At 59.7% G+C, this 23,110-nt stretch carries 23 protein-coding genes; 15 read left to right on the top strand and 8 right to left on the bottom strand.

The window, feature by feature from the left end; translation table 11 throughout:
* The first annotated feature begins 66 nt into the window (after window positions 1-66).
* The 3 genes from ACIQVE_RS19000 to ACIQVE_RS18990 are packed head-to-tail and all read left to right on the top strand — an operon-like array spanning window position 67 to window position 3,013.
* On the top strand, window positions 67-1,209 hold the full coding sequence (locus tag ACIQVE_RS19000; RefSeq protein ID WP_042561635.1) for an ABC transporter ATP-binding protein: 1,143 nt from the start codon (window positions 67-69) through the stop codon (window positions 1,207-1,209).
* Between the two features lie 35 nt (window positions 1,210-1,244).
* Window positions 1,245-2,126 (top strand): ABC transporter permease subunit, encoded by an 882-nt coding sequence (locus ACIQVE_RS18995; protein ID WP_402810997.1) that lies wholly within the window; start codon window positions 1,245-1,247, stop codon window positions 2,124-2,126.
* The gene (locus ACIQVE_RS18990; protein ID WP_402810927.1) at window positions 2,123-3,013 is read left to right on the top strand and encodes an ABC transporter permease subunit; all 891 of its coding nucleotides are present in this window, start codon (window positions 2,123-2,125) and stop codon (window positions 3,011-3,013) included. Before ACIQVE_RS18995 ends, ACIQVE_RS18990 begins: the two co-directional genes overlap by 4 nt.
* Window positions 3,014-3,199: 186 nt before the next feature.
* On the opposite strand, the gene ACIQVE_RS18985 is transcribed toward ACIQVE_RS18990, so the two are convergent.
* A complete protein-coding gene (locus ACIQVE_RS18985; protein ID WP_402810925.1) occupies window positions 3,200-3,841 on the bottom strand; it encodes an HD domain-containing protein in 642 nt (213 codons plus the stop codon).
* A gap of 181 nt (window positions 3,842-4,022) precedes the next feature.
* Here ACIQVE_RS18985 and ACIQVE_RS18980 point away from each other — a divergent pair, with 181 nt between their 5' ends.
* The gene (locus tag ACIQVE_RS18980) at window positions 4,023-4,988 is read left to right on the top strand and encodes a GlxA family transcriptional regulator (protein WP_402810924.1); all 966 of its coding nucleotides are present in this window, start codon (window positions 4,023-4,025) and stop codon (window positions 4,986-4,988) included.
* 181 nt (window positions 4,989-5,169) lie between these two features.
* Here the strand turns inward: ACIQVE_RS18980 and ACIQVE_RS18975 are convergent, their stop codons facing one another.
* Window positions 5,170-7,581, bottom strand: coding sequence for a penicillin acylase family protein (locus tag ACIQVE_RS18975; RefSeq protein ID WP_402810923.1), 2,412 nt, complete (start codon window positions 7,579-7,581; stop codon window positions 5,170-5,172).
* Between the two features lie 102 nt (window positions 7,582-7,683).
* Window positions 7,684-8,262 carry a DUF6436 domain-containing protein gene (locus ACIQVE_RS18970; RefSeq protein ID WP_402810922.1) on the bottom strand — a complete coding sequence of 193 codons (579 nt, stop codon included), beginning with the start codon at window positions 8,260-8,262 and terminating at the stop codon, window positions 7,684-7,686.
* 99 nt (window positions 8,263-8,361) lie between these two features.
* Between ACIQVE_RS18970 and ACIQVE_RS18965 the strand changes: the two genes are divergently transcribed.
* Window positions 8,362-9,309, top strand: a complete 948-nt coding sequence (locus ACIQVE_RS18965; RefSeq protein WP_402810921.1) for an alpha/beta hydrolase — start codon at window positions 8,362-8,364, stop codon at window positions 9,307-9,309.
* 132 nt (window positions 9,310-9,441) lie between these two features.
* On the opposite strand, the gene ACIQVE_RS18960 is transcribed toward ACIQVE_RS18965, so the two are convergent.
* A complete protein-coding gene (locus ACIQVE_RS18960; RefSeq protein ID WP_402810919.1) occupies window positions 9,442-10,173 on the bottom strand; it encodes a DUF2059 domain-containing protein in 732 nt (243 codons plus the stop codon).
* A gap of 108 nt (window positions 10,174-10,281) precedes the next feature.
* On the opposite strand from ACIQVE_RS18960, the gene ACIQVE_RS18955 reads away from it, so the two are divergent.
* The gene (locus ACIQVE_RS18955; protein WP_402810917.1) at window positions 10,282-10,914 is read left to right on the top strand and encodes a 2OG-Fe(II) oxygenase; all 633 of its coding nucleotides are present in this window, start codon (window positions 10,282-10,284) and stop codon (window positions 10,912-10,914) included.
* 1 nt (window position 10,915) lies between these two features.
* Window positions 10,916-11,401, top strand: coding sequence for a DUF523 domain-containing protein (locus tag ACIQVE_RS18950; RefSeq protein ID WP_402810916.1), 486 nt, complete (start codon window positions 10,916-10,918; stop codon window positions 11,399-11,401).
* 233 nt (window positions 11,402-11,634) lie between these two features.
* Here ACIQVE_RS18950 and ACIQVE_RS18945 read toward each other — a convergent pair whose 3' ends face one another.
* Window positions 11,635-12,198 carry a transporter substrate-binding domain-containing protein gene (locus ACIQVE_RS18945; RefSeq protein ID WP_402810914.1) on the bottom strand — a complete coding sequence of 188 codons (564 nt, stop codon included), beginning with the start codon at window positions 12,196-12,198 and terminating at the stop codon, window positions 11,635-11,637.
* A 135-nt stretch (window positions 12,199-12,333) separates the two neighbouring features.
* Between ACIQVE_RS18945 and ACIQVE_RS18940 the strand changes: the two genes are divergently transcribed.
* The gene (locus ACIQVE_RS18940; RefSeq protein WP_402810913.1) at window positions 12,334-12,759 is read left to right on the top strand and encodes a DUF4399 domain-containing protein; all 426 of its coding nucleotides are present in this window, start codon (window positions 12,334-12,336) and stop codon (window positions 12,757-12,759) included.
* Window positions 12,760-12,821: 62 nt separating this feature from the next.
* Here ACIQVE_RS18940 and serA read toward each other — a convergent pair whose 3' ends face one another.
* Window positions 12,822-14,051 carry a phosphoglycerate dehydrogenase gene (serA, locus tag ACIQVE_RS18935; RefSeq protein WP_402810911.1) on the bottom strand — a complete coding sequence of 410 codons (1,230 nt, stop codon included), beginning with the start codon at window positions 14,049-14,051 and terminating at the stop codon, window positions 12,822-12,824.
* Window positions 14,052-14,255: 204 nt separating this feature from the next.
* On the opposite strand from serA, the gene ACIQVE_RS18930 reads away from it, so the two are divergent.
* The 4 genes from ACIQVE_RS18930 to ACIQVE_RS18915 all read left to right on the top strand — a co-directional run bounded on the left by ACIQVE_RS18930 (window position 14,256) and on the right by ACIQVE_RS18915 (window position 18,636).
* A complete protein-coding gene (locus ACIQVE_RS18930; RefSeq protein WP_402810909.1) occupies window positions 14,256-15,650 on the top strand; it encodes an FAD-binding oxidoreductase in 1,395 nt (464 codons plus the stop codon).
* 41 nt (window positions 15,651-15,691) lie between these two features.
* Complete coding sequence (locus ACIQVE_RS18925) at window positions 15,692-16,357, top strand: fumarylacetoacetate hydrolase family protein (protein ID WP_402810907.1); 666 nt, start codon at window positions 15,692-15,694, stop codon at window positions 16,355-16,357.
* Between the two features lie 307 nt (window positions 16,358-16,664).
* Window positions 16,665-17,588 carry an SdiA-regulated domain-containing protein gene (locus ACIQVE_RS18920; RefSeq protein WP_402810905.1) on the top strand — a complete coding sequence of 308 codons (924 nt, stop codon included), beginning with the start codon at window positions 16,665-16,667 and terminating at the stop codon, window positions 17,586-17,588.
* Window positions 17,589-17,718: 130 nt separating this feature from the next.
* The gene (locus ACIQVE_RS18915; RefSeq protein ID WP_402810903.1) at window positions 17,719-18,636 is read left to right on the top strand and encodes an SdiA-regulated domain-containing protein; all 918 of its coding nucleotides are present in this window, start codon (window positions 17,719-17,721) and stop codon (window positions 18,634-18,636) included.
* Between the two features lie 146 nt (window positions 18,637-18,782).
* Here the strand turns inward: ACIQVE_RS18915 and rpiA are convergent, their stop codons facing one another.
* Complete coding sequence (rpiA, locus tag ACIQVE_RS18910) at window positions 18,783-19,457, bottom strand: ribose-5-phosphate isomerase RpiA (protein ID WP_007913886.1); 675 nt, start codon at window positions 19,455-19,457, stop codon at window positions 18,783-18,785.
* Between the two features lie 329 nt (window positions 19,458-19,786).
* Between rpiA and ilvA the strand changes: the two genes are divergently transcribed.
* Together ilvA and ACIQVE_RS18900 are read left to right on the top strand one after the other, a co-directional pair.
* Entirely contained in the window at window positions 19,787-21,301 is a 1,515-nt protein-coding gene (gene ilvA, locus ACIQVE_RS18905; protein WP_150616783.1) for a threonine ammonia-lyase, biosynthetic, read from the top strand.
* A gap of 39 nt (window positions 21,302-21,340) precedes the next feature.
* The gene (locus tag ACIQVE_RS18900) at window positions 21,341-21,766 is read left to right on the top strand and encodes a DUF2269 domain-containing protein (RefSeq protein WP_402810901.1); all 426 of its coding nucleotides are present in this window, start codon (window positions 21,341-21,343) and stop codon (window positions 21,764-21,766) included.
* A gap of 120 nt (window positions 21,767-21,886) precedes the next feature.
* Here the strand turns inward: ACIQVE_RS18900 and ACIQVE_RS18895 are convergent, their stop codons facing one another.
* Complete coding sequence (locus ACIQVE_RS18895) at window positions 21,887-22,543, bottom strand: HAD family hydrolase (RefSeq protein ID WP_402810899.1); 657 nt, start codon at window positions 22,541-22,543, stop codon at window positions 21,887-21,889.
* A 143-nt stretch (window positions 22,544-22,686) separates the two neighbouring features.
* Here ACIQVE_RS18895 and ACIQVE_RS18890 point away from each other — a divergent pair.
* Window positions 22,687-23,110: RNA pyrophosphohydrolase (locus tag ACIQVE_RS18890; RefSeq protein ID WP_402810897.1), on the top strand; the 424-nt coding region annotated here is incomplete at its 3' end.

Genomic DNA, 23,110 nt, shown 5'->3' with positions numbered 1-23,110 from the left:
GCACAAACTATCCTGGGTTCGTCCGCATTGGGCGAACTGCACTGTTTTTTTCTGGGAGTTTCGTAAATGGCAGTTGCCTCCGGCGCCTATAAGAAAGCCCTCGAGGGCGACCAGACACCGAAACAGGTGTTGGTCAAAATCGACCGGGTCACGAAGAAGTTCGACGAGACGATTGCCGTGGACGACGTGTCCCTGGAAATCAAAAAGGGTGAGATCTTCGCCCTGCTCGGCGGTTCGGGATCGGGCAAATCCACTCTGCTGCGGATGCTGGCAGGGTTCGAACGGCCCACGGAGGGGCGCATTTTTCTCGACGGCGTCGACATCACCGACATGCCGCCGTACGAACGTCCGATCAACATGATGTTCCAGTCCTACGCTTTGTTCCCGCACATGACCGTGGCGCAGAACATCGCGTTCGGTTTGCAGCAGGACAAGATTCCCAAGGCTGAAGTCGAAGCCCGTGTGGCCGAGATGCTCAAACTGGTGCAGATGAGCCAGTACGCCAAGCGCAAGCCGCATCAACTGTCTGGCGGTCAGCGTCAGCGTGTGGCGCTGGCGCGCTCGCTGGCCAAGCGCCCGAAGCTGTTGCTGCTCGATGAGCCGATGGGCGCACTGGATAAAAAGCTGCGTTCGCAGATGCAGCTCGAACTGGTGGAAATCATCGAGCGCGTCGGCGTGACCTGCGTGATGGTGACCCATGACCAGGAAGAGGCCATGACCATGGCCGAGCGTATCGCGATCATGCACTTGGGCTGGATCGCCCAGATCGGCAGCCCGATCGACATCTACGAAACCCCGACCAGCCGTCTGGTCTGCGAATTCATCGGCAACGTCAACATCTTCGAAGGCGAAGTGATCGACGACGCCGAAGGTCACGCGACCATCACTTGCAAGGATCTCGACCGGCAGATCTACGTCGGTCACGGCATCAGCACTTCGGTGCAGGACAAGTCGGTCACCTACGCGATTCGTCCGGAGAAACTGCTGGTTACCGCCGATCAACCGACTTGCGAATACAACTGGTCGAGCGGCAAGGTGCATGACATCGCCTACCTCGGCGGTCACTCGGTGTTCTACGTCGAATTGCCGAGCGGCAAACTGGTGCAGTCCTTCGTCGCCAACGCTGAACGCCGTGGCGCCCGTCCGACCTGGGGTGATCAGGTTTTCGTGTGGTGGGAAGACGACAGCGGTGTGGTACTTCGCTCATGAACATGCGCAAATTCAAACGGCGCATTAACCGAATAATTCCCAATGGCCGCCAACTGGTCATCGGGGTTCCGTTCATCTGGCTGTTTCTGTTCTTCATGTTGCCGTTCTTCATCGTTCTGAAGATCAGCTTCGCCGAAGCCGACGTGGCCATTCCGCCGTACACCGAGATCTACACCTTTGCCGAGCAGAAGCTGCAACTGCTGCTGAACCTGGGCAACTACGCGATGCTGGCGGGCGACGAGTTGTACATCGCCGCTTATCTCGGCTCGCTGAAGATGGCGCTGATCAGTACCGTTTTGTGCCTTGCGATCGGTTACCCGATGGCCTACGCCATCGCCAGCGCCCGTAAAGAGATGCAAACGGTGCTGGTGCTGCTGATCATGATGCCGACCTGGACGGCGATCCTGATCCGCGTTTACGCGTGGATGGGCATCCTCAGCAACAACGGCTTGCTCAACGGATTCCTGATGAGCATGGGCTTGATCGATGAACCGCTGCAGATCCTCAACACCAACCTCGCGGTGTACATCGGCATCGTCTATTCGTATCTGCCGTTCATGATCCTGCCGCTGTACGCCAACCTGGTGAAGCACGACAACAGTCTGCTGGAGGCGGCTTCGGACCTCGGTTCGAGCACCTTCAACAGCTTCTGGAAAATCACCATTCCACTGTCCAAGAACGGGATTATCGCCGGCTGCATGCTGGTGTTCATTCCGGTGGTGGGCGAGTTCGTCATCCCGGAACTGCTTGGCGGCCCGGAAACCCTGATGATCGGTAAAGTGCTCTGGCAAGAGTTCTTCAACAACCGTGACTGGCCGGTGGCGTCCGCGCTGGCGGTGGTAATGCTGGCGATCCTGATTGTGCCAATCATCCTGTTCAACCGCAGTCAGGCCAAGGAAATGGAGGGTAAAGAATGAAGCGCATCCGTTTCTCCAGCCTGATGCTGGTCGTGGGTTTGTTGTTCATCTACTTGCCGATGCTGATCCTGGTGATCTACTCGTTCAACGCCTCCAAACTGGTAACGGTGTGGGGCGGCTGGTCGATCAAGTGGTACGTCGGCCTGCTCGACAACTCGCAACTGATGGGCTCGGTGCTGCGCTCGCTGGAAATCGCCTGCTACACGGCGGTGGCTGCGGTAGCGCTGGGCACGCTGGCAGCATTCGTGCTGACGCGCATCACCCACTTCAAGGGCCGCACGCTGTTCGGCGGTCTGGTGACGGCGCCGTTGGTAATGCCCGAAGTGATCACCGGTCTGTCGCTGTTGCTGCTGTTCGTGGCCATGGCGCAGATGATCGGCTGGCCGCAGGAACGCGGCATTGTCACCATCTGGATCGCTCACACGACGTTCTGTGCGGCGTATGTGGCGGTGGTGGTGTCGGCGCGTTTGCGTGAGCTGGACCTGTCGATTGAAGAAGCGGCCATGGACCTGGGTGCGCGCCCGTGGAAGGTGTTCTTCCTGATCACCATCCCGATGATCGCGCCGTCGCTCGCGGCGGGCGGCATGATGTCGTTCGCGCTGTCGCTGGACGATCTGGTACTGGCGAGCTTCGTGTCGGGCCCGGGTTCGACGACTCTGCCGATGGAAGTGTTCTCGGCGGTACGTCTAGGCGTGAAGCCTGAGATCAACGCCGTGGCCAGCCTGATTCTGCTGGCGGTGTCGATCGTGACCTTCATGGTCTGGTTCTTCAGCCGCCGTGCCGAAGAAGCCCGCAAGAAAGCCATCCAGCAAGCCATCGATGAAAGCGCTGCCGATTCGTGGAAACAGCCAGACGTGCGCCGCGCGCCTGCGCCGGGAGCGGTGTAAGCCGATTGGGTTGATCACAACCTTGTGATCAACCCAAATACCCGTGAGAGCGAGCCTTTGTGGCGAGGGGATTTATCCCCGTTGGGCTGCGCAGCAGCCCCCTTCTTTTTCGATCAAAAGAGGGGGCGCTTCGCGACCCAACGGGGATAAATCCCCTCGCCACAGAGGTCACTTTCACACTGTGGTTTATGCAGTCCAATCGGATCTGCGGATGACCTCAACAAAGTTCATCGGCTTGAACCCCGGCTCCTGATCCACCAGCACATCGGTCTTCACATTGCCGAACGTGGTCTGCGGACGATGCCGCAAGCCATCGGCGAACGCGCAGATGATGCACTCCTTGAAACCTTCCCCACGCGGGTGCGCATGCACCACCGCCTCACGTTGCACCGTGCTGAACGCCGCATAATCCATCCCGAGCACATCCATTTCCACACCCGCCGTCACCAGCGCCACGGTCGGGCGCAGATGCTTGGGTACGCCCGGCGTGGTGTGCAACGCAATCGACAACCAGACCTGCTCGATGTCGTCATCGCTCAACCCATAGGGCTTGAGAAAAGCCGCTGCCGCGTTGGCTCCATCCACTTCAAAACGTTCGTCATCGCTGCGATGACCTTCGACCAGTCCGAGGTCGTGAAACATCGCGCCGACGTACAACAACTCCGGATCGTAGGTCAGCTGTTGGCGCTCACCGCTGAGCGCACCGAACAGAAACACCCGGCGCGAGTGGTGGTAGAGCAAGTCGGATTCGATGTCGCGGATGTACTCGGTGGTGGCGCGCGCGAGGGCGCTGTCAGGGATTGTGATGCCGGCAATGGTCGTGCTCATGGAGGCTGCTCCTGTGAAGCGTTTCATCGAAAACGCCGTCGTGGCGCTGATAGGGAAAGTCTGTTCCCGGGGCTGCAAGCGAACAATCGACGCATGGCTGCGATCCTTGCCAATCGACCTGCAAATCGTGCCAACTGGGCTGATTGGAGGGTTGGCAGATGCTCAGGAGGCCTCAAGCGAGATGAACAGAACCGTCGCCATCGTGGTGTTCCCCGGCGTGCAATCGCTGGATGTCACCGGCCCCTTGGATGTGTTCGCCGAGGCCAACCGGTTTCTGGCGCCCGAGGATCACTATCGGCTGGAAGCGATCGGTGTGGAGCACGGCGCCATGGCCTGTTCCAACGGTTTGAACCTCACGGCTCATCGACACTTCAGCGAAGCGCTCGACGCCTATGACCTGTTGCTGGTGGCCGGCGGGCCGCAATTGCCGTTCATGGATTTCGGCAAGACCTTCGACGTCTGGCTGGGTGAAGCCTGCGCGCGAGCGCGGCGTTTCGGTTCGATCTGCAACGGCGCGTTCATGCTCGCCCGCTCAGGGTTGCTGGAAGGGCGCACGGTCACCACGCACTGGAACGACGCGCAGGCGTTGGCGCAGTTGTGCCCGTCGACGCAGGTCGAGGCGGATCGCCTGTATGTCGAGGACGGTACGCTCTATACCTCGGCGGGGGTGACGGCGGGGATTGATCTGTCGCTGTATCTGCTGGCGCGTGATCACGGCGCGGAAGTGGCACTGAGCGTGGCCAAGCGGCTGGTGGTGTTCACTCAGCGTTCCGGCGGGCAGTCACAGTTCAGCCCGTTTCTGACGCCGCACGCGGAACCGACGTCGGCCGTGGCGATGGTGCAGTTGTATGTGCTGGCCAACCTCACCGGAGATCTGACCATTGCCGATCTGGCCAACGCGGCGAACATGAGTGCACGCAATTTTTCCCGGGTGTTTGCCCGTGAAGCCAGGATCACCCCGGCCGAATTCGTCGAGCGGGCGCGGGTGGATGCGGCGCGAGTGATGCTCGAAAGCACGACGGCGCCGTTGAAGACCGTGGCGTATCAGTGCGGATTTCGCGATGCACAGCATATGCGCAGTGTGTTCAATCGACGGCTGGGTGTGACGCCGCAGCAGTTTCGGCTGAATTTTGCGGTGCTGGTTTGAGCCCACCCCAGCCCTCTCCCAGAGGGAGAGGGGGTCGATTCGGGGATTTTGGAGAGATACGCCGACATGAGCGAGCTGTACTGAATCCATAATCGATGCCGATTTTTCAGGTCGACGTAAGGCGCAAGACACCTCGGTCAGTTCCCTCTCCCTCCGGGAGAGGGCTAGGGTGAGGGGCTTTTTAAGGAGTCCCACGCGCCGGCAGCAGCTTCAATGTACTGCGCGTATTCGCCGTCACCTCTTCCTCGCTGAAGTGCGCCTGCACATACATCCCGTCCACATACGCCTCAGCCTGATCGTCATAGTGACGATCAAACGGCACGCCACTCTGGCCGACCGGATTGATCGTCAAGCTGTGAGCAGGATCAGCGAAGTCGACCAAGCGCCGCGTCGAAGGCCCGTAAGTCACCGGCCACGGCGCCGGGCCGATCTTCGCCGAAAGGTTGTTCGGCACTTCATGGCTGCCCGGTGCGGCGAACGGCCCGACGTTGAAGAGGCGATCCAGCGGCTTCTGCTGCCCCAGCGGATGCCCGTGGGTCAGGGTGTGCGCCGTGCCCCATTGCCATGTGGACGCATCGTCACCGAGGGTCAGCTTCAGATGCTTCATGCTCGCCTGCCATGCCGCGCGCACGCTATCGGCGCGAGTCTCTTTGGAGGGTGTGTTGCGGTTATCCCACCAGACTGAATCAGCGTTTGCCGCCAGGCGTGGCAATGCCGAATCAATCACCCGCGTCGACAACAGCGTCTCGAAAAAGTCATTGCCCAACTCATCGCGCATCGCCGCATCGGCGAGGTCGTAGAGGAACTGGTTGAACACCGTCGCACTCACCGAGTCCAGTGGATAGTCGCCTGGCCACTGCGCCAGTTGCTCGACCAGTTTCAACTGCGCCGGATCGCTCACCACTTCACGCAGCACGGGCAACAACGGCGCCAGCAAACGTGGGCCGTAACCAGTGGCGGTGCCCAGTTGCAGCTTCTGGCTGGCTTCGTTGGTCCACTTCACATTCTTGTCGCTGAGCTGCCGATTGAGCTGTTGGCCACGGTCGGCGAGGTTGTAGTAACCGGGAATCTCCATGCCGGTTGGCGAAACGGGCTGGAAGTTGGCCGAGACGATATAGCCGCGTGCCGGGTTTTCTTCCTGCGGGTTGGCGCTGAACGGGAAGAAACCGTCCTTGTCCGCCTGATCAGTGCTGCCATCAAGAATGAAGCCCGGCTTGACCCCGGCGGGGCGTTTGGGCAACAACGCCGAAGCCCACCAGGCGATATCGCCCTTGGCGTTGGCGTAGACGAGGTTGAGCCCCGGCGCCTGTACCTTGGCCGCAGCGGCGCGGGCCTTGGCCAGTGTGTCGGCGCGGTTGAGCTGATAGAAACCTTCGAGGATCGGGTTCGGGGTTTCGAGGAACGCCCACCACATGGCGATTGGCGTCTTGCCGGCAGCCGTACCGAGCGCGTCGTTGACGATCGGGCCGTGGGGCGACTGACGCAAGGTAATCGTCACCGGCGCCTGACCCTTCACGGCGATCTGCTGTTCAGTGCTGACCATGTCGGTCCACTGGCCGTGATACCAGACCTGATTCGGGTTATCCGGGTTGACCTTCTCGGCGATCAGATCCAGATCGTCATTCTGGAACATGGTCAGGCTCCAGCCGAAATCCATGTTGTGTCCCAGGAACGCGAACGGCACCAGCGCCTGATGATGGCCGTAGAGCTCAAAGCCCGGCGCCGACAGTTGCGCCTCGTACCACACCGATGGCACCGAGAAGCGAATATGCGGATCACCGGCCAGTAGCGGTTTGCCGCTTTGGCTGCGACTGCCCGAGATGACCCAGGCATTGCTGCCTTCGAATTGCGGCAGACCGTTGTCAATCAGCGCCTGTTCGCTGAGACGGGCGAGGGCGTTGAGGTCTTTCCAGTCGTTGGCGGCGAGGGCCGGTTTCGGGTTGGCGTGATCTTTGGCCAGCACACCTTTTGGCTGCCAGTCGAGGTCGAAGACGTTGAGGTAATCGGCGCCGAGTTGATCGTGCACGTAGGTCAGCAGCGGTTCGGTGCGAAATGCTGCAGCAAAGCTGTAGGCCATGTAGCCGGCGACGCTGATGCTGTCTTCAGCGGTGAACGGCCGCTTGGGGATGCCCAGCACGTCGAACTCAACCGGCGCGGCGTGCGTGTCCTGATATTGATTGATGCCATCCAGATAGGCTTGCAGGCCCTTCCACGCCGGCGACTGCTTGTCGAGGCTGGCGACGTAACTGGCGGCACGCTCGCGGATGCGCAGGCTGCGGAACAGTTTGTCGGTGGCGAGCAGTTTGGGCCCGAGCACTTCGGCCAACTCTCCTCGAGCGAGACGGCGCATGGCTTCCATCTGGAACAGGCGATCCTGGGCATGCACATAGCCGAGGGCGCGGTAAAGGTCGGTTTCGTTCTCTGCGCGGATGTGCGGAACGCCGCGCTCGTCGTAGCGCACGGTCACCGAACCTTGCAAGTTGCGCAGTTCAATCTGGCCCTGACGTGTCGGCTGTTTGCTGTAGACGTACCAGCCTGCGCCAGCGAGCAGGACAACGATGAGCAAGGCAAGAACAGTGAACACGCGCTTCATGGTGACTCCTTGTACAGGCGGGATTGCCGCCCGCCGGGCTGCAAACAATTAGCACAGACCTTCTGTGCCGTGCATCGCTGTCCTTGAAAAGTCCGGAATGCCTTACTGCGCCTGTAACGGCCACGGGCAATAGCAGCCCACCGCGAGGGTGTGCGTGGCATTCACCGCACGATCATCCATCAACGCATTCAGGATCGGTTCGATAAAACTGTTGCTGGAGTTGCAAGTCAGGCCTTCGCTGTACGGGCCGAAGTACGCGAGTTTGCCGCTGCGGTCCCAGATCGCCACGGCCGGGCTGGCGGGAATCTGCTCGGAACCGGGCAATACCGCGAGGGGTTTCAGACTGCTGAGGGTGCTGGGCAACTGACCGTGGCTACCGGTTTTTTGCACTGCGAAGAACTCCACGCCTTTGGCGCCGAACTTCTCGACCATCTCGGTCAGGTGCTGCTGATTACCGACGTTGCAGGGGCATGCCGGGTCCCAGAAGTGCACCAGGCGAATCTTGCCTGGCCCGGCCAGATCGTCCGGCAGGCGCAACGGATCACCGGAAAACACCGCCGTGTGCTCGCTGAATGCGCGCAAATATCGGCCTTGAAACCAGTCGTACGCTGCCCACAACACCCCGGCAGACACAAGCGCGAGCAGGCTGGCAAACAGTGCGGTGCGGTAGGACGAACGCATGTATTTCGATCCTTGAGGGGCGGCTAGCTTGCCATGCTTGCCGCGACAGATGAATATCGCAAGCCGATAAAGTCTGTTCACCGCTCTGGAATTTGCCTCATGCCTGCTACTTTCGACCCCGATCAATTACGCGCGAGCCTCAAGCCTTTGGCCGAGTGGCAGCCGTTGTCGGAGGAGGCGAAGGCCTATCAGCGCTTCTACAAAACCGATTTTCCCGAGCGTGATGTCTGGCGCGGCATGGGGCGTTTCGACGTCGATGGCTACGAACTGGTCAGCCATTGCTGGTGGCCGGAGAAGGTCAAGGGCACGTTGTTTCTGCTGCACGGTTTCTATGATCACACCGGGCTCTATCGGCATTTGATCGAGTGGGCGCTGGATCAGGATTTTGCGGTGATTGCCTGCGATTTGCCCGGGCATGGTCTGTCGAGCGGCGTGCGGGCGAGCATTCGCGACTTCTCGGAATATCAGGACGCGCTGCAAGCCTTGTTCGTCGAAGCGAATTCGATTGCCCTGCCGCAGCCGTGGCACTTGTGTGGGCAAAGCACCGGCGGTGCGATTGTGGTCGACCATGTGCTCAACCATGGCGAGAGCAGTCCGGCGCAGGGTCAGGTGATTTTGCTGTCGCCGCTGGTACGGCCGCGGGCGTGGGGTTGGTCGCAGCTGAGTTATTACCTGCTGCGGCCTTTCGTGCGGGGCATCACGCGGCGTTTTAGCGAGAACTCCAACGACCCGGATTTCCTGCCGTTTCTGCTGGCCGATCCGTTGCAGCCCAAGCGCTTGCCGACGGCGTGGGTCGGGGCCTTGTCACGCTGGATCAACCGGGTGGAATTCGCCAAAAAAAGTCCGCGACGGCCACTGATCATTCAGGGGCAGGCGGACATGACCGTGGACTGGCAGCACAATCTTCAGGTGTTGAAGTTGAAGTTCGATCGGCCGCAGATCTTGCTGCTGCCCGAGGCGCGGCATCATCTGGCGAATGAGACGGCTGATATGCGTGAGGAGTATTTTGAGTTCTTGAGCAAGCGGATCAGGGGCCGGAATTTGTAGCGTCTGTGAGGGCCTTTTCGAGAGCAAGCTCGCTCCCACAGTTGATCTTTGTTGAACCCCAATTCCGCGTTCACTGAATATCCAATGTGGGAGCGAGCTTGCTCGCGAAGGCGGCCTGTCAGGCGACGAAGATTACTGGCCCACCGCCAACCCCGCCCGAATCGCCGCCAGCGCGGCCTGGTAATACGCCTTGCCCTCGGTCGACTCGGCAAACGTCGCAAACTCCTCCAGTTCGTTATCCGACAGATCGCGATAAACGTAGAGCAACGTGTTGTTCATGTCCGCACCAATCTGATCCATCAGGCGCTGACGCTGACCGTTCAACATGCCTTGCGCCTGACCGCCACCGAGCAGTCCCGGAATCATCGAACTCAAACTGTCCGCCGCGACGCCGGCTATCGCCAGGCTGACTTCGGCACCAGCCTCACGGGCGGGCAGGGCTTGGGCGAGGTGGCCGATGATCAGCAGGCGGCTATCGCTGGCCGGCATCTTCGGCAGGCCCTTGGCATTCTTGGCCAGTTGATTGCGACGGGTCGCGAGTAATTCGGCGGCAACGATTTTCTTGCCCAGCGGCGATTGGAAAAAAGACAGGGCCGGTTTCGGGTCGGCGAGGTTCTGCCTCAACTGCGCCTCGGCGCGTTGATCCATGGCCTGCGGGGCGAAGCGCTGATTGCTGTTGTTCACCAACGCTTGAAACACGGCGGGCGGCAGGCTGTTTTGATAGCGCTGCTGCGCGGCACTCAGGGCGTCATTGAAATGCGCACGTTGATCTGGCCAGCCGGCGACCTTGTACAGCTGATCGTAGCCGTCCGCCCAGGCGGGCAAAACACAGAACATCAACAGTGAAAAAAGCAAACGGCGCATAGGGACTCCTGTCAGCAGCGGACTATTCTCCGTGCGGTGCCGTTACTTGTCGAGAATTCGTAGCAAGCCGCCGCGTGGCTCTGTCGGATTTTTTGCCGCCGACATACTATGCGCGCCATGCAAATATCCTCTGAACACCCACTGCTGTTGCGTATTGTCGACGACCTGGCCGAACACGGCTGGTCGCAGCAGAACATTTTCCTGCCCGCCGGTTTGACCCGCGAGCTGGCGGCCGAGTGCCGCAAACGTGAAGCCGAGGGTGAACTGGCGCCGGCGGGAGTTGGTCGTGGGCCGTTTTCAGAGATTCGCGAAGGTATTCGCGGCGACCATATCCAGTGGATCGATCCGGGCCAGGCTGAGGCCAGTGACCGTTATCTGAACCTGATGAACAGCCTGCGCGAGGCGCTCAACCGTGGCTTGTTCCTGGGGCTTGAAGACTTCGAATGCCATTTTGCCCTGTATCCGCCGGGCGCGTTTTATCGCAAGCACGTCGACCGCTTTCGCGACGATGACCGGCGCATGGTCTCGGTGGTGGTTTACCTCAATGATGCCTGGCTGCCGGAGGATGGCGGTCAGTTACGCATGTACCTGAGCGATGATCGTGTTCACGACGTGCAACCAACCGGGGGTTGTCTGGTGGTCTTTCTCTCCGGCGAAGTGCCGCACGAAGTGCTGCCAGCCCATCGTGAGCGCTTGTCGCTGACGGGTTGGTTCCGTCGTCGCGGAAGCGAGCCTTTCTGACATGCAAAAGATACTGGTGAGCCGCTGCCTGTTGGGCCACCGCGTGCGTTATGACGGCGGAGCCAGCGGGCCGTTTGATTTGCTGGAACAGTGGATCGCTGAAGGACGGGTAGTGCCGTTGTGCCCTGAGGTGGCCGGTGGTTTGCCGACGCCGCGAGCGGCGGCGGAGATTCCGGGCGGGCAGGGGGCTGAGGTGCTGGACGGTGTTGCATCGGTGATCACCACTGAAGGTGAGGACGTGAGTGCGCAGTTTCTGGATGGCGCGCAGCAGGCGCTAGAGCTGGCGCAAAAGCACGGCATTCGGGTGGCGGTGCTCAAGGCCAACAGTCCGTCGTGCGGGAATCTGTTGACGTATGACGGGACGTTCAGCGGGGTGAAGGTCAGTGGCGAGGGTGTTACTGCTGCGTTGCTCAAACGCCATGGTGTCCAGGTCTTCAGCGAACTTGAACTGCTGCAAGCAGCGCTGGCTTTGGCGGTTTTGGACTGATCCGAAGTCACTGCCCTCACCCCAGCCCTCTCCCGGAGGGAGAGGGGGCCGACCGAGGTGTCTCGGGCTTTACATCGACCTGAAAGACCTTGTTGATCATGGATTCGGCAGAGCAATGCCCGGTCGATTATGGATTCGGTATAGCCATCACAGGTCGGTGTATTTCTGAAGCATCCCCCAATCAGTCCCCTCTCCCTCTGGGAGAGGGCTAGGGTGAGGGGCTCTTCAGGGGCTCAGGGCTTCAACCACTTCTCGGACAACGCCGCCAATCGCCCATCCGCCTTGATCCGCTGCATCGCACTCTCAAGGCTGGCGCGAAATGCCGGATTACCCTTCTGAAACGGTATCGCCAATTCCACCGGCGCACTCGCCGCAGGCTTCTGCTCGGTCAGCGCCTGCACCAATACCATGGGGCGCGGCTGCTCATCCTTCTTCGCCAGCAACTGTGAATCGATCTGGCTGTACGGCTCGCTGAAGTCGAAACGATCCTTGAGTTCAGGTGTCAGTGCTATGTGATTGAGCGCGACGTCGTACTTGCCGCTTTCAACGCCCTGGAGCAGATCGCCCGCGTCGGTGACGATGAAGTCGGCGCGCACATCCAGCTCCTTGGCCAGCAATTGCCCAAGCTCGACCTCGAACCCCGTGAGCGTGTCGCCTTCCTTGAAATTGAATGGCGGTGTATTAGCCTCAAGGGCTATGCGCAGCTCGCCACGGTCATTGATGTCGTCAATCAGTTCGGCGTGAGCCAGCGGGCTCAGAAGGGGTAGCAGGCAGATCAGGCCAGGCAGAAAGCGCATGGTCACTCCTTTGAAATCATTATCGCGATGCTCTGAGTTAGGCTCGCTTTGCTATGGTTGTCGAGTGCCTTCGACAACGAATGGTCATGAAGTTGTCATGACCGTGCGGATTTTACGGAAAAACTGGAGAAGAAAATGAAAAGCTTTATGTCACGTGCTGCATTGGCGGGTGTGCTGATGGGTGTTTCGGTGTTCGCCAGTGCGGCGACTCCGGCCCCGAAAGGCGCCGAAGTGTTCATCGTTTCTCCCGAGGACGGGGCGACTGTTTCCCAGGAGTTCAAGGTCAAGTTCGGCACCAAGGATGTCGCGCTGGCGCCAGCCGGGGATGTCACCAAGAACACCGGTCACCATCACCTGCTGATCGACGTCGACAAGCTGCCGGCGGCTGGCGCGCCTATCCCGACTGATGCCCACCATATGCATTTCGGCAAAGCGCAGACCGAGGCCACCATCAAACTGGCTCCCGGCAAGCACACTTTGCAACTGATTCTGGGTGATAGCGGCCATATGCCGTTTGACCCGTCGATCGTTTCCGAAAAAATCACCGTCAACGTCAAATAATGTTTCGACGTGCATGAAAAAGGGAGCCCGAAGGCTCCCTTTTTTTGTGGTTCAACGCTCAATCAGAACAGCACACGGCTACGAATGGTGCCGTTGACGTGTTGCAGCTTCTCTTGCGCCAGCTCCGAGTACTCGGCGTCGACGTCGATCACCACGTAGCCGACCTTCTCGTTGGTCTGCAGGAACTGACCGGAGATGTTGATGCCGTTTTCGGCGAAGACCTTGTTGATCTCCATCATCACACCCGGAATGTTCTCGTGGATGTGCAGCAGGCGGTGCTTGCCAGGGTGGGCCGGCAGGGCCACTTCCGGGAAGTTCACCGACGAAACGGAAGTACCGTTGTCGCTGTACTTGACCAGTTTTTCCGCCACTTCCAGACCGATGTTGGCTTGCGCTTCGGCGGTCGAACCACCGATGTGCGGGGTCAGGATCACGTTATCGAGGCCACGCAGCGGGCTTTCGAACTCTTCGTCGTTGGAGCGTGGCTCCACCGGGAATACGTCGATGGCGGCGCCGATCAGGTGCTTGTCCTTGATCGCTGCGGCCAGGTGATCGAGCTCGACCACGGTGCCGCGTGCAGCGTTGATCAGGATGCCGCCCTTCTTGATGGCGCGGATTTCCTTCTCGCCGATCATCCACTGGGTCGCAGCGGTTTCCGGAACGTGCAGGGTGACGATGTCGGACATGCCCAGCAGCTCGTGCAGGTTGTTGACCTGCGTGGCGTTGCCCAGCGGCAGCTTGGTCACGGTGTCATAGAAGTACACCTGCATGCCCAGGCCTTCGGCTAGAACCGACAGTTGAGTACCAATCGAGCCGTAACCGACGATGCCCAGCTTCTTGCCGCGGATCTCGAAGGAGTTGGCCGCGCTCTTGATCCAGCCGCCACGGTGGCAGGAAGCGTTTTTCTCAGGGATGCCGCGCAGCAGCAGGATGGCTTCGGCCAGTACCAGCTCGGCAACGGAGCGCGTGTTGGAGTACGGCGCGTTGAACACGGCGATACCGCGCTCGCGGGCAGCACTCAGGTCAACCTGGTTGGTGCCGATGCAGAAACAGCCGACAGCCACCAGCTTCTTCGCGTGATCGAAGATTTCTTCGGTCAGTTGGGTGCGAGAACGAATGCCGATGAAGTGAGCGTCAGCGATCTTTTCCTTGAGCTGGGCTTCCGGCAAGGAACCTGTCAGGTATTCGATGCTGGTGTAGCCCGCCGCCTTGAGGACGTCGACAGCCGATTGGTGGACGCCTTCGAGAAGAAGGAACTTGATCTTGCTCTTATCGAGAGAAGTCTTGCTCATCTGCGTAAACCTGTATCCCGGAGAAAAATGGCAGGAAATAGCCAGCAGACGCTGACCCGGACGGCAGGAAAGCCGTCACCGCAGAAAGGCCGTTGGGCACTGGTCCGCGGGGTCGGTATGCTAGCATAGCCGCCCCGCTAAACACTCATTCCTGCGACGTGAAGCGTCTTCAGGATGACCATGAATTGTTCGAGAGTTCTGTCGATGACCAATCCTGCCCTGATTGATGAACTGAAGACCCTGGTCGAGCCTGGCAAGGTCCTGACCGACGCCGACTCCCTGAACACGTACGGCAAGGATTGGACCAAGCACTTCGCCCCGGCGCCAAGTGCAATCGTGTTTCCCAAGACTATCGAGCAAGTGCAGGCCGTTGTTCGTTGGGCCAACGCGCACAAGGTTGCGCTGGTGCCCTCGGGCGGGCGCACCGGGCTGTCCGCCGCTGCGGTGGCGGCCAATGGCGAAGTGGTCGTGTCGTTCGATTACATGAACCAGATTCTTGAGGTGAACCTCACTGACCGCACTGCCGTTTGTCAGCCGGGCGTGGTCACCGAGCAATTGCAGAACCGCGCCGAAGAACACGGCCTCTACTATCCGGTGGACTTCGCTTCGGCCGGTTCCAGCCAGATTGGCGGCAACATCGGCACCAATGCCGGCGGGATCAAGGTCATTCGCTACGGCATGACCCGCAACTGGGTCGCGGGCATGAAAGTCGTGACTGGTAAGGGCGACGTGCTGGAACTGAACAAAGACCTGATCAAGAACGCCACCGGATATGACCTTCGTCAGCTGTTTATCGGCGCTGAAGGCACCCTCGGTTTTGTGGTTGAAGCGACCATGCGTCTGGATCGCGCGCCGAAGAACCTCACGGCGATGGTGCTCGGCACCGCTGATTTCGATTCGATCATGCCAGTGCTGCACGCCTTTCAAGGCAAGCTCGACCTCACCGCATTTGAGTTTTTCTCCGACAAGGCTCTGGCCAAAGTCATGGGTCGTGGCGACGTACCGGCGCCGTTCGAAACCGATTGCCCGTTCTACGCGCTGCTGGAATTCGAAGCGACCACTGAAGAAGTGGCCAACAGCGCGCTGGAAACCTTCGAGCATTGCGTCGAGCAGGGCTGGGTGCTGGATGGCGTGATGAGCCAGAGCGAAACCCAGTTGCAGAACCTGTGGAAACTGCGCGAGTACATCTCCGAAACCATCTCGCACTGGACGCCGTACAAGAACGACATCTCGGTCACCGTCTCGAAAGTCCCGGCGTTCCTCAAGGAAATCGACGCGATTGTCGGCGAACACTACCCGGACTTTGAAATCGTCTGGTTCGGCCACATCGGCGACGGCAACCTGCACCTGAACATCCTCAAGCCGGACAACCTGAGCAAGGACGAGTTTTTCGCCAAGTGCGCCACCGTCAACAAGTGGGTGTTCGAAACCGTCGAGAAGTACAACGGTTCGATATCCGCCGAGCACGGTGTGGGCATGACCAAGCGCGACTACTTGACCTACAGCCGCTCGCCGGTTGAGATCCAGTACATGAAAGCGGTCAAAGCGGTGTTCGACCCGAACGGCATCATGAACCCGGGCAAGATCTTCGCGGTTTGATTGGCAATCTCTGATGAATCAATGAAGGCAGGAGTCGGTAAATGAGCTATCAGCACCAGTACGTCGACGGCACGCGCATTCACTTCCCGATCGGGAAAGTGGTGTGCATTGGCCGTAATTACGCCGAACACGCCAAGGAACTGGACAACCCGGTGCCTACCGAGCCGCTGCTGTTCATCAAGCCCGGCAGTTGCGTGGTGCCGCTGGAAGATGGCTTCAGCATTCCGGCCGAGCGTGGCTCGGTGCACTACGAAGCGGAAATCGCTGTATTGATCGGCAAGCCGCTGTCAACCAAACCAAGCCGCGAAGAAGTGCTGGATGCGATCTCCGGTTTCGCCCCGGCGCTGGACCTGACCCTGCGCGACAAGCAGGCCGAGCTGAAAGCCAAGGGCCTGCCGTGGGAAATCGCCAAGTCGTTCGACGGCGCGGCCGTGCTTGCACCGTTTGTGGTCGGCAGCACCTTCGCCGATCTGACCGACATCGGCATCCGCCTGACCATCAACGGTGAAGTCCGTCAGGACGGCAATAGCAGCGCGATGCTCAACCCGATCGTGCCGATGATCCAGTACATGGCCGGCTGCTTCTCGCTGCAGGCCGGTGACGTGATCCTGACCGGCACACCGGCGGGCGTCGGCCCGCTGAATGTCGGCGACGAGATCGTCCTCGAATTGGTCGGCTCCAACAGCTTCACCAGCAGCGTGCGCTGATTCACCTTTGTGGTGATGGGATTTATCTGTGGCGAGGGGATTTATCCCCGATGGACTGCGCAGCAGGCCCAAGTTTTTTGGGGTTGCTACGCAACCCATCGGGGATAAATCCCCTCGCCACATAAATCTCCTCAATACATAGAGCCCATCCGACATTTGTTTTGTGTTGCCGCTCGCAAACGCACACGCCAATCCCGCCATTTGCCGTTTTTTTCACATCCTGTCTGGATAATTTCCGCAATTCTGGCGTCTTAGCCGGCCTCTTTATGCTATTACCCATAGCCTGAATTTTCGGAAAGCGTCCTTGATGTCATCTCAAACTCAGCTCAAATCCCCACGCCGCTCCCGTTTCGCCCTGCGCTGGTATTCCTGGCTGTTGCTGGCGATTGTCGCCGCGTACGGTTTGGCATTTGCCATGCATTGGGATGACCGCGGCGTGCTGTGGGTGCTCGAGGGCTTCGAAAGCCCGGCCGAGCAAAAGGAAAGCATCTGGCTGCCGGACTACCGGGTGGTGATCGATGCCAAGGCATTGCCGGGCATGGAGAAGGACGAAGCGTCGGACCTGGCCTACAACCCGCAGACCAAGACCCTGTTTTCGGTGATGGGCAAGAATCCGTTCCTTGTCGAGTTGAGTCTGCAAGGTGAAGTGCTGCGCAAGATGCCGCTGGTGGGCTGGAGCAATCCGGAAGGCCTGACCGTCATGGAAAACGGCCTGATGGCGATCATCGATGAGCGCCAGCACATGCTGTCGATCGTCAAAGTCGATGCCGACACTCGTGAACTGAACATCGCCAACTTCCCCAAGTACGACCTCGGCCCGTCGAAGGACCAGAACAAAGCCTTTGAAGCGATCACCTGGGACCCGCGCACCCAGCAACTGCTACTGGGTGAAGAACGACCACCGAAGCTTTTTACCTGGAAAAGCGATGGCGGTCAGACCCTGAAGGGCGACAAGCAGAAGCTGGCCAGCGATGAGCTGGATATCCGTAATCTCTCCGCGTTGGCAACCGACCCACGCACCGGCCACCTGCTGGTGCTGTCGGCCGATTCGCACCTGTTGCTGGAACTGGACGAGAAGGGCGAGCAAGTCAGCTTCATGACCCTGCTCGGCGGCTTCAACGGCTTGAAGAACACCATTCCCCGCGCCGAAGGCGTGACTATGGACGAGGCAGGCACGCTGTACATGGTCAGCGAGCCGAACCTGTTTTATCGCTTCGAAAAGCACAAATAACCCACGCCCTACAGGAGTCTGCGACAGCTCCTACAAGGGTTGTCTTGTAGTTTGAGGCAAGTGGCCATTAAGCTTCAGTTCAGTCAGGCATGATATTTCATCCGCCTGCCTTGAATCCGAGCCCGCCCGAATGCGTCGACTTGCCCGCCCCAAACCGCTGTTGGTCATCCTTTCGGTGATTGCCCTGACCACGCTGCTCGTGATCGGCCAATACATGCGCCTGTTCGAACGCGCCTGGTTCAACCTGCACACCTTATGGCAGCCGCTGAGCACCGAGTCCATTGGCCTGGATCAGTATCGCGTGGACATCGAAGCGCGCGTCATCGATGGGCTCGACGACGATGTGTCGGCGCTGACCTACGATCCGGTGCGCGACAGTCTTTTTACCGTGACCAACAAGAATTCCGAACTGGTTGAGCTGTCGCTGGAGGGCAAGATCCTGCGGCGCATCGCGCTGATTGGCTTCGGCGACGCGGAGGCGGTCGAGTTCATCAGCGCCGATACCTACGTGATCACCGATGAGGCCCAGCAGCGGCTGATCAAGATTCATCTGGAACAAGACACAGAGTTTCTCGACGCGGCGGACGCCGAGCAGATGACCCTCGGTGTGCACATGGCCGGCAACAAAGGCTTTGAAGGCCTGGCTTACGATTCGGTGGGTAAACGCCTGTTCGTCGCCAAGGAGCGCGACCCGATGCTGATCTACGAAGTGCACGGCTTTCCTCACTTCAATCCGGAAAAGTCCTACGCGGTGCACGTGATCAACAACCCCAAGCGCGATGCCGGGATGTTCGTGCGCGATCTGTCGAGCCTGCAATACGACGAGCGCAGTGGGCATTTGCTGGCGCTGTCGGATGAGTCGCGGCTGATTCTGGAGCTGGATGTAGACGGGCGCCCGCTCAGCACCATGTCGCTGAGCAAGGGTCGGCAAGGCTTGCAGAAAACCGTGCCGCAAGCGGAAGGCATTGCGATGGATGATGACGGGACGCTGTATCTGGTGAGTGAGCCGAATCTGTTTTACGTGTTCAAGAAGCCCACAAAAAACTGACCATCACCCCAAAACACTGTGGGAGCTGGCTTGCCAGCGATGGCGGCCTAACAGTCAACATTGATGTTGAAAGTGACGGCCTCATCGCTGGCAAGCCAGCTCCCACAGGTATTTCATCTGTCTACAAAAATGGGACAGTGCCGAGCTTACTCAGCCTTCAACGTTTTCACACCTTCACTTGTACCCAGCAGCAACAAATCCGCTGGACGCGCCGCGAACAAGCCATTGGTGACCACGCCGACAATAGCGTTGATCTGCGCTTCCAGCTCTACCGGGTTGGTGATCTGCAGGTTGAACACGTCGAGGATGATGTTGCCGTTGTCGGTCAACACGCCTTCGCGGTACACCGGGTCGCCGCCCAGTTTCACCAATTGACGAGCGACGTGGCTGCGGGCCATCGGGATCACTTCGACCGGTAGCGGGAACTCGCCCAGCACCGGTACGAGTTTGCTGGCGTCGGCGATGCAGATGAAGGTCTTGGCCACGGCCGCGACGATCTTCTCGCGGGTCAGGGCAGCGCCGCCGCCCTTGATCAGGTTCAGGTGTGCGTCGCTTTCGTCGGCGCCGTCGACGTAGAACTCCAGGTCGCTGACCGTGTTCAGCTCATACACCGGAATTCCGTGGCCCTTAAGGCGTGCGGCGGTGGCTTCGGAACTGGCGACCGCGCCATCGAACGCGCCCTTGTGCTGGGCCAGGGCATCGATGAAGCAGTTGGCGGTGGAGCCGGTGCCGACGCCGACGATGCTTTTGTCGTCGAGTTTCGGAAGGATGAAGTCGACAGCGGCCTGCGCCACTGCCTGTTTGAGTTGATCCTGGGTCATGCGGGCTCCGGAAGCGGGCAAGGGGAGAACGGAAAGGCCGGCATTATATCCCCATGACTGGCGAAGAACTCCTGTGGCGAGGGGATTTATCCCCGATGGAGTGCCAAGCGCTCCCCAGCATTTCGTTCAGAGATACCGCACCCTCAGGTTTTACGACGGCTGCGCCGCCCATCGGGGCGGTGCGACGTTTCGCTAAATCTCCTCGCCACAGGGGTCTGCGCATCACAATGGGTCTGCGCCGGCTAAAACCACCTGTTTAGTGTGGTCGCCCGCCCAAAAGTCGGGTTAGACTCCGTGGTCCCGCCCAACTCGCTCAGTGATGCTTTCCGATGCTCGAACAGTACGTCAAAAAGATCCTCACCTCGCGCGTTTATGACGTTGCCGTAGAAACGCCTCTGCAGAATGCTCGCCAGCTCTCCGAGCGGCTGGGCAATGACATTTGGCTCAAGCGCGAGGACTTGCAGCCGGTGTTCTCCTTCAAGATTCGCGGCGCCTACAACAAGTTGACCCAGCTGACCGACGAAGAGCGCGCCCGTGGCGTGGTCACCGCGTCGGCGGGTAACCATGCGCAAGGTCTGGCCCTGGCGGCGAAAGTGTTGGGCGTGAAAGCCACCATCGTCATGCCCAAGACCACCCCGGAAATCAAGGTCGAAGGTGTGCGTTCGCGTGGCGGCAAAGTGGTGCTGCACGGTGATTCGTTCCCGGAAGCCCTGGCCTACTCGCTGAAACTGGTCGACGAAAAAGGCTACGTCTACATCCATCCGTACGACGATCCGCACACCATTGCCGGGCAGGGCACCGTGGCGATGGAAATTCTGCGCCAGCACCCGCAACCGCTTGACGCGATTTTCGTTCCGGTCGGCGGCGGCGGCCTGATCGCCGGCATCGCTGCTTATGTGAAGTACCTGCGCCCGGACATCAAAGTCATCGGCGTCGAGCCGGACGATTCCAACTGTCTGCAAGCGGCGATGGCCGCTGGTGAGCGCGTCGTGCTGCCGACCGTGGGCATTTTCGCCGACGGCGTGGCCGTAGCGCAGATTGGTCAGCACACCTTCGATATCTGCAAAGACTACGTCGATGAAGTGATCACCGTGAGCACCGACGAGATCTGCGCAGCGATCAAGGACATCTACGACGATACCCGCTCGATCACCGAACCTGCCGGCGCCTTGGGTGTGGCCGGGATCAAGAAGTACGTCGAACAGCGCGGGGTCAGCGGCAAGACTTTCGTTGCCATCGACTCGGGTGCCAACGTCAACTTTGACCGCCTGCGCCACGTCGCCGAGCGTGCCGAACTGGGCGAGGGCCGCGAAGCGATCATCGCCGTGACCATCCCCGAGAAGGCCGGCAGCTTCAAGGCGTTCTGCGAAGCCATCGGCAAGCGCCAGATCACTGAATTCAACTACCGCTACAACACCGGCAGCGAAGCGCACATCTTCGTCGGCGTGCAGACCCACCCGGAGAACGACCCGCGTAGCGCATTGCTGGCGAGCCTGACCGAGCAGGGTTTTCCGGTACTGGACCTGACCGACAACGAACTGGCCAAGTTGCACATCCGCCACATGGTCGGCGGGCGTGCGGCGCACGTGGTTGATGAAGTGGTGCTGCGCTTCGAGTTCCCGGAACGGCCGGGCGCGCTGTTCAACTTCCTCAACAAGCTCGGCGGGCGCTGGAACATCTCGATGTTCCATTACCGCAACCACGGCGCGGCGGACGGCCGAGTGGTCGCGGGCCTGCAAGTGCCCCACGACGAACGTCACCTGGTGCCGGCGGCGTTGGCCGAAATTGGTTACCCATACTGGGACGAGAGCGACAACCCGGCCTATCAGCTGTTTCTTGGCTGAAGGGCTACGCTGATGGGCAAGTCATAAGGAAATCTGACAATGGAAACGTTAACGGCCCTGAAAATGGCGCATATGGTCGCGACCGTGGTGCTGCTGGCTGGTGCACTGGGCTTGGGGATTTGGGTTTTCCTGGCGCGGCGCAAAGGTGATGCGACGGCGGGCGGTCGCACCTTGCAGCGGCCACGCGTATTTGTCTGGCTGCTGATGGGCCTGGCCTTGCTGAGCATGCCGTTTACCGGCTGGTGGATGGTGCATCTGGCGGGCTGGCCGCTGGGGCAGACATGGATTCTGGCGTCGAGCGTGCTTTACACCGTGGCGGCGCTGGCGTGGGTCTGGTTGCTGGTGCGCTTGAACAGGTTGCGCAAGGCGCCGGGTGGCGTGGGCCGGTTCAGCTTTGCCTTGGCGTTGTTCAGTTTCGTATGTTTTGTGGCGATTGCCGGGTTAATGGGCGCCAAGCCTGTATAAGGCTTGAGACCGCGTCGACCCAAATCGCTGGCAAGCCAGCTCCCACAGGTTTTTTGGTGTTCACAAAATTTGTGTTCACTGAAGAACCTTGTGGGAGCTGGCTTGCCAGCGATAGCGGTGTCAGTCGCGCAGTGTCATCACCGGCCAGCCACGCTTTTCGGCCTCGGCGCGCAAATTCGGATCAGGATCAACCGCCACCGGGTTCGCTACCTGCTCCAGCAGTGGCAGATCATTCATCGAATCGCTGTAGAAAAAGCTGTCTTGCAACGAATACCCGGTCTCTTCCAGCCAACGATTCAGGCGCGTTACCTTGCCTTCACGGAAGCACGGAATATCGGTGCTGCGCCCGGTGTAACGGCCGTCAACCATTTCGCATTCGGTGGCGATCAGTGTTTCAACACCCAAGCGTGCAGCGATCGGCGCGGTGACGAAGCGGTTGGTCGCCGTGATGATCACCAGTTTGTCGCCGGCGTCGCGGTGCTTTTTCAGCAGTTCCAGCGCCTTGGGCAGCACGATCGGCTCGATGCAGTCGCGCATGTAGTCGCTGTGCCATTGATCGAGCACGGCCATGTCGGTGCGACCGAGGATCTCAAGGCAGAAGTTCAGGTACGCGGCGTTATCCAGCGTGCCGGCCAGGTAATCCTGATAGAACTCGTCGTTGCGCGTCTTGTACGCCACCGGGTCGAGGAAGCCGCGCTCGCACAGATAGTCGCCCCAGGCGTGATCGCTGTCGCCGCCCAGAAGGGTGTTGTCCAAATCGAATAGAGCCAGGCGCATTGCAGTTACCCGCTGATAAGTCTGTAAAAAGGCGACAAGAATACGGTCTTTTCACAAGAGTGCACATAAGGTAGGAAGCTTCGTTGCCGCCTTATGAACCTTTGTGGAACAATGCGGCGACATGCGTTTGCGAGGTTGTGCCCGTGATCGACCCCGATGGTTTCCGTCCCAATGTCGGGATCATTCTGACGAATGACGCCGGCCAGGTGCTATGGGCTCGCCGTATCAATCAAGATGCCTGGCAATTTCCACAAGGGGGAATCAACCCTGAGGAGACGCCGGAAGACGCCTTGTACCGCGAGCTGAACGAAGAAGTTGGCCTGGAACGTGAAGATGTTGAAATACTGGCCTGTACCCGGGGCTGGTTGCGCTATCGTTTGCCGCAACGTCTGGTGCGTACCCACAGCCAACCGCTGTGTATCGGCCAGAAACAGAAATGGTTTCTCCTGCGCCTGATCTCCAACGAGCAGCGGGTGCGGATGGATTTGACCGGTAAACAGGAGATCGATGGCTGGCGCTGGGTCAGCTATTGGTATCCGTTGGCCCAGGTGGTGACAATCAAGAGCG

This window comes from Pseudomonas sp. NPDC098747, from assembly GCF_044760045.1.
Lineage (GTDB): Bacteria > Pseudomonadota > Gammaproteobacteria > Pseudomonadales > Pseudomonadaceae > Aquipseudomonas.
This window is presented reverse-complemented; position numbering and strand designations above follow the sequence as displayed.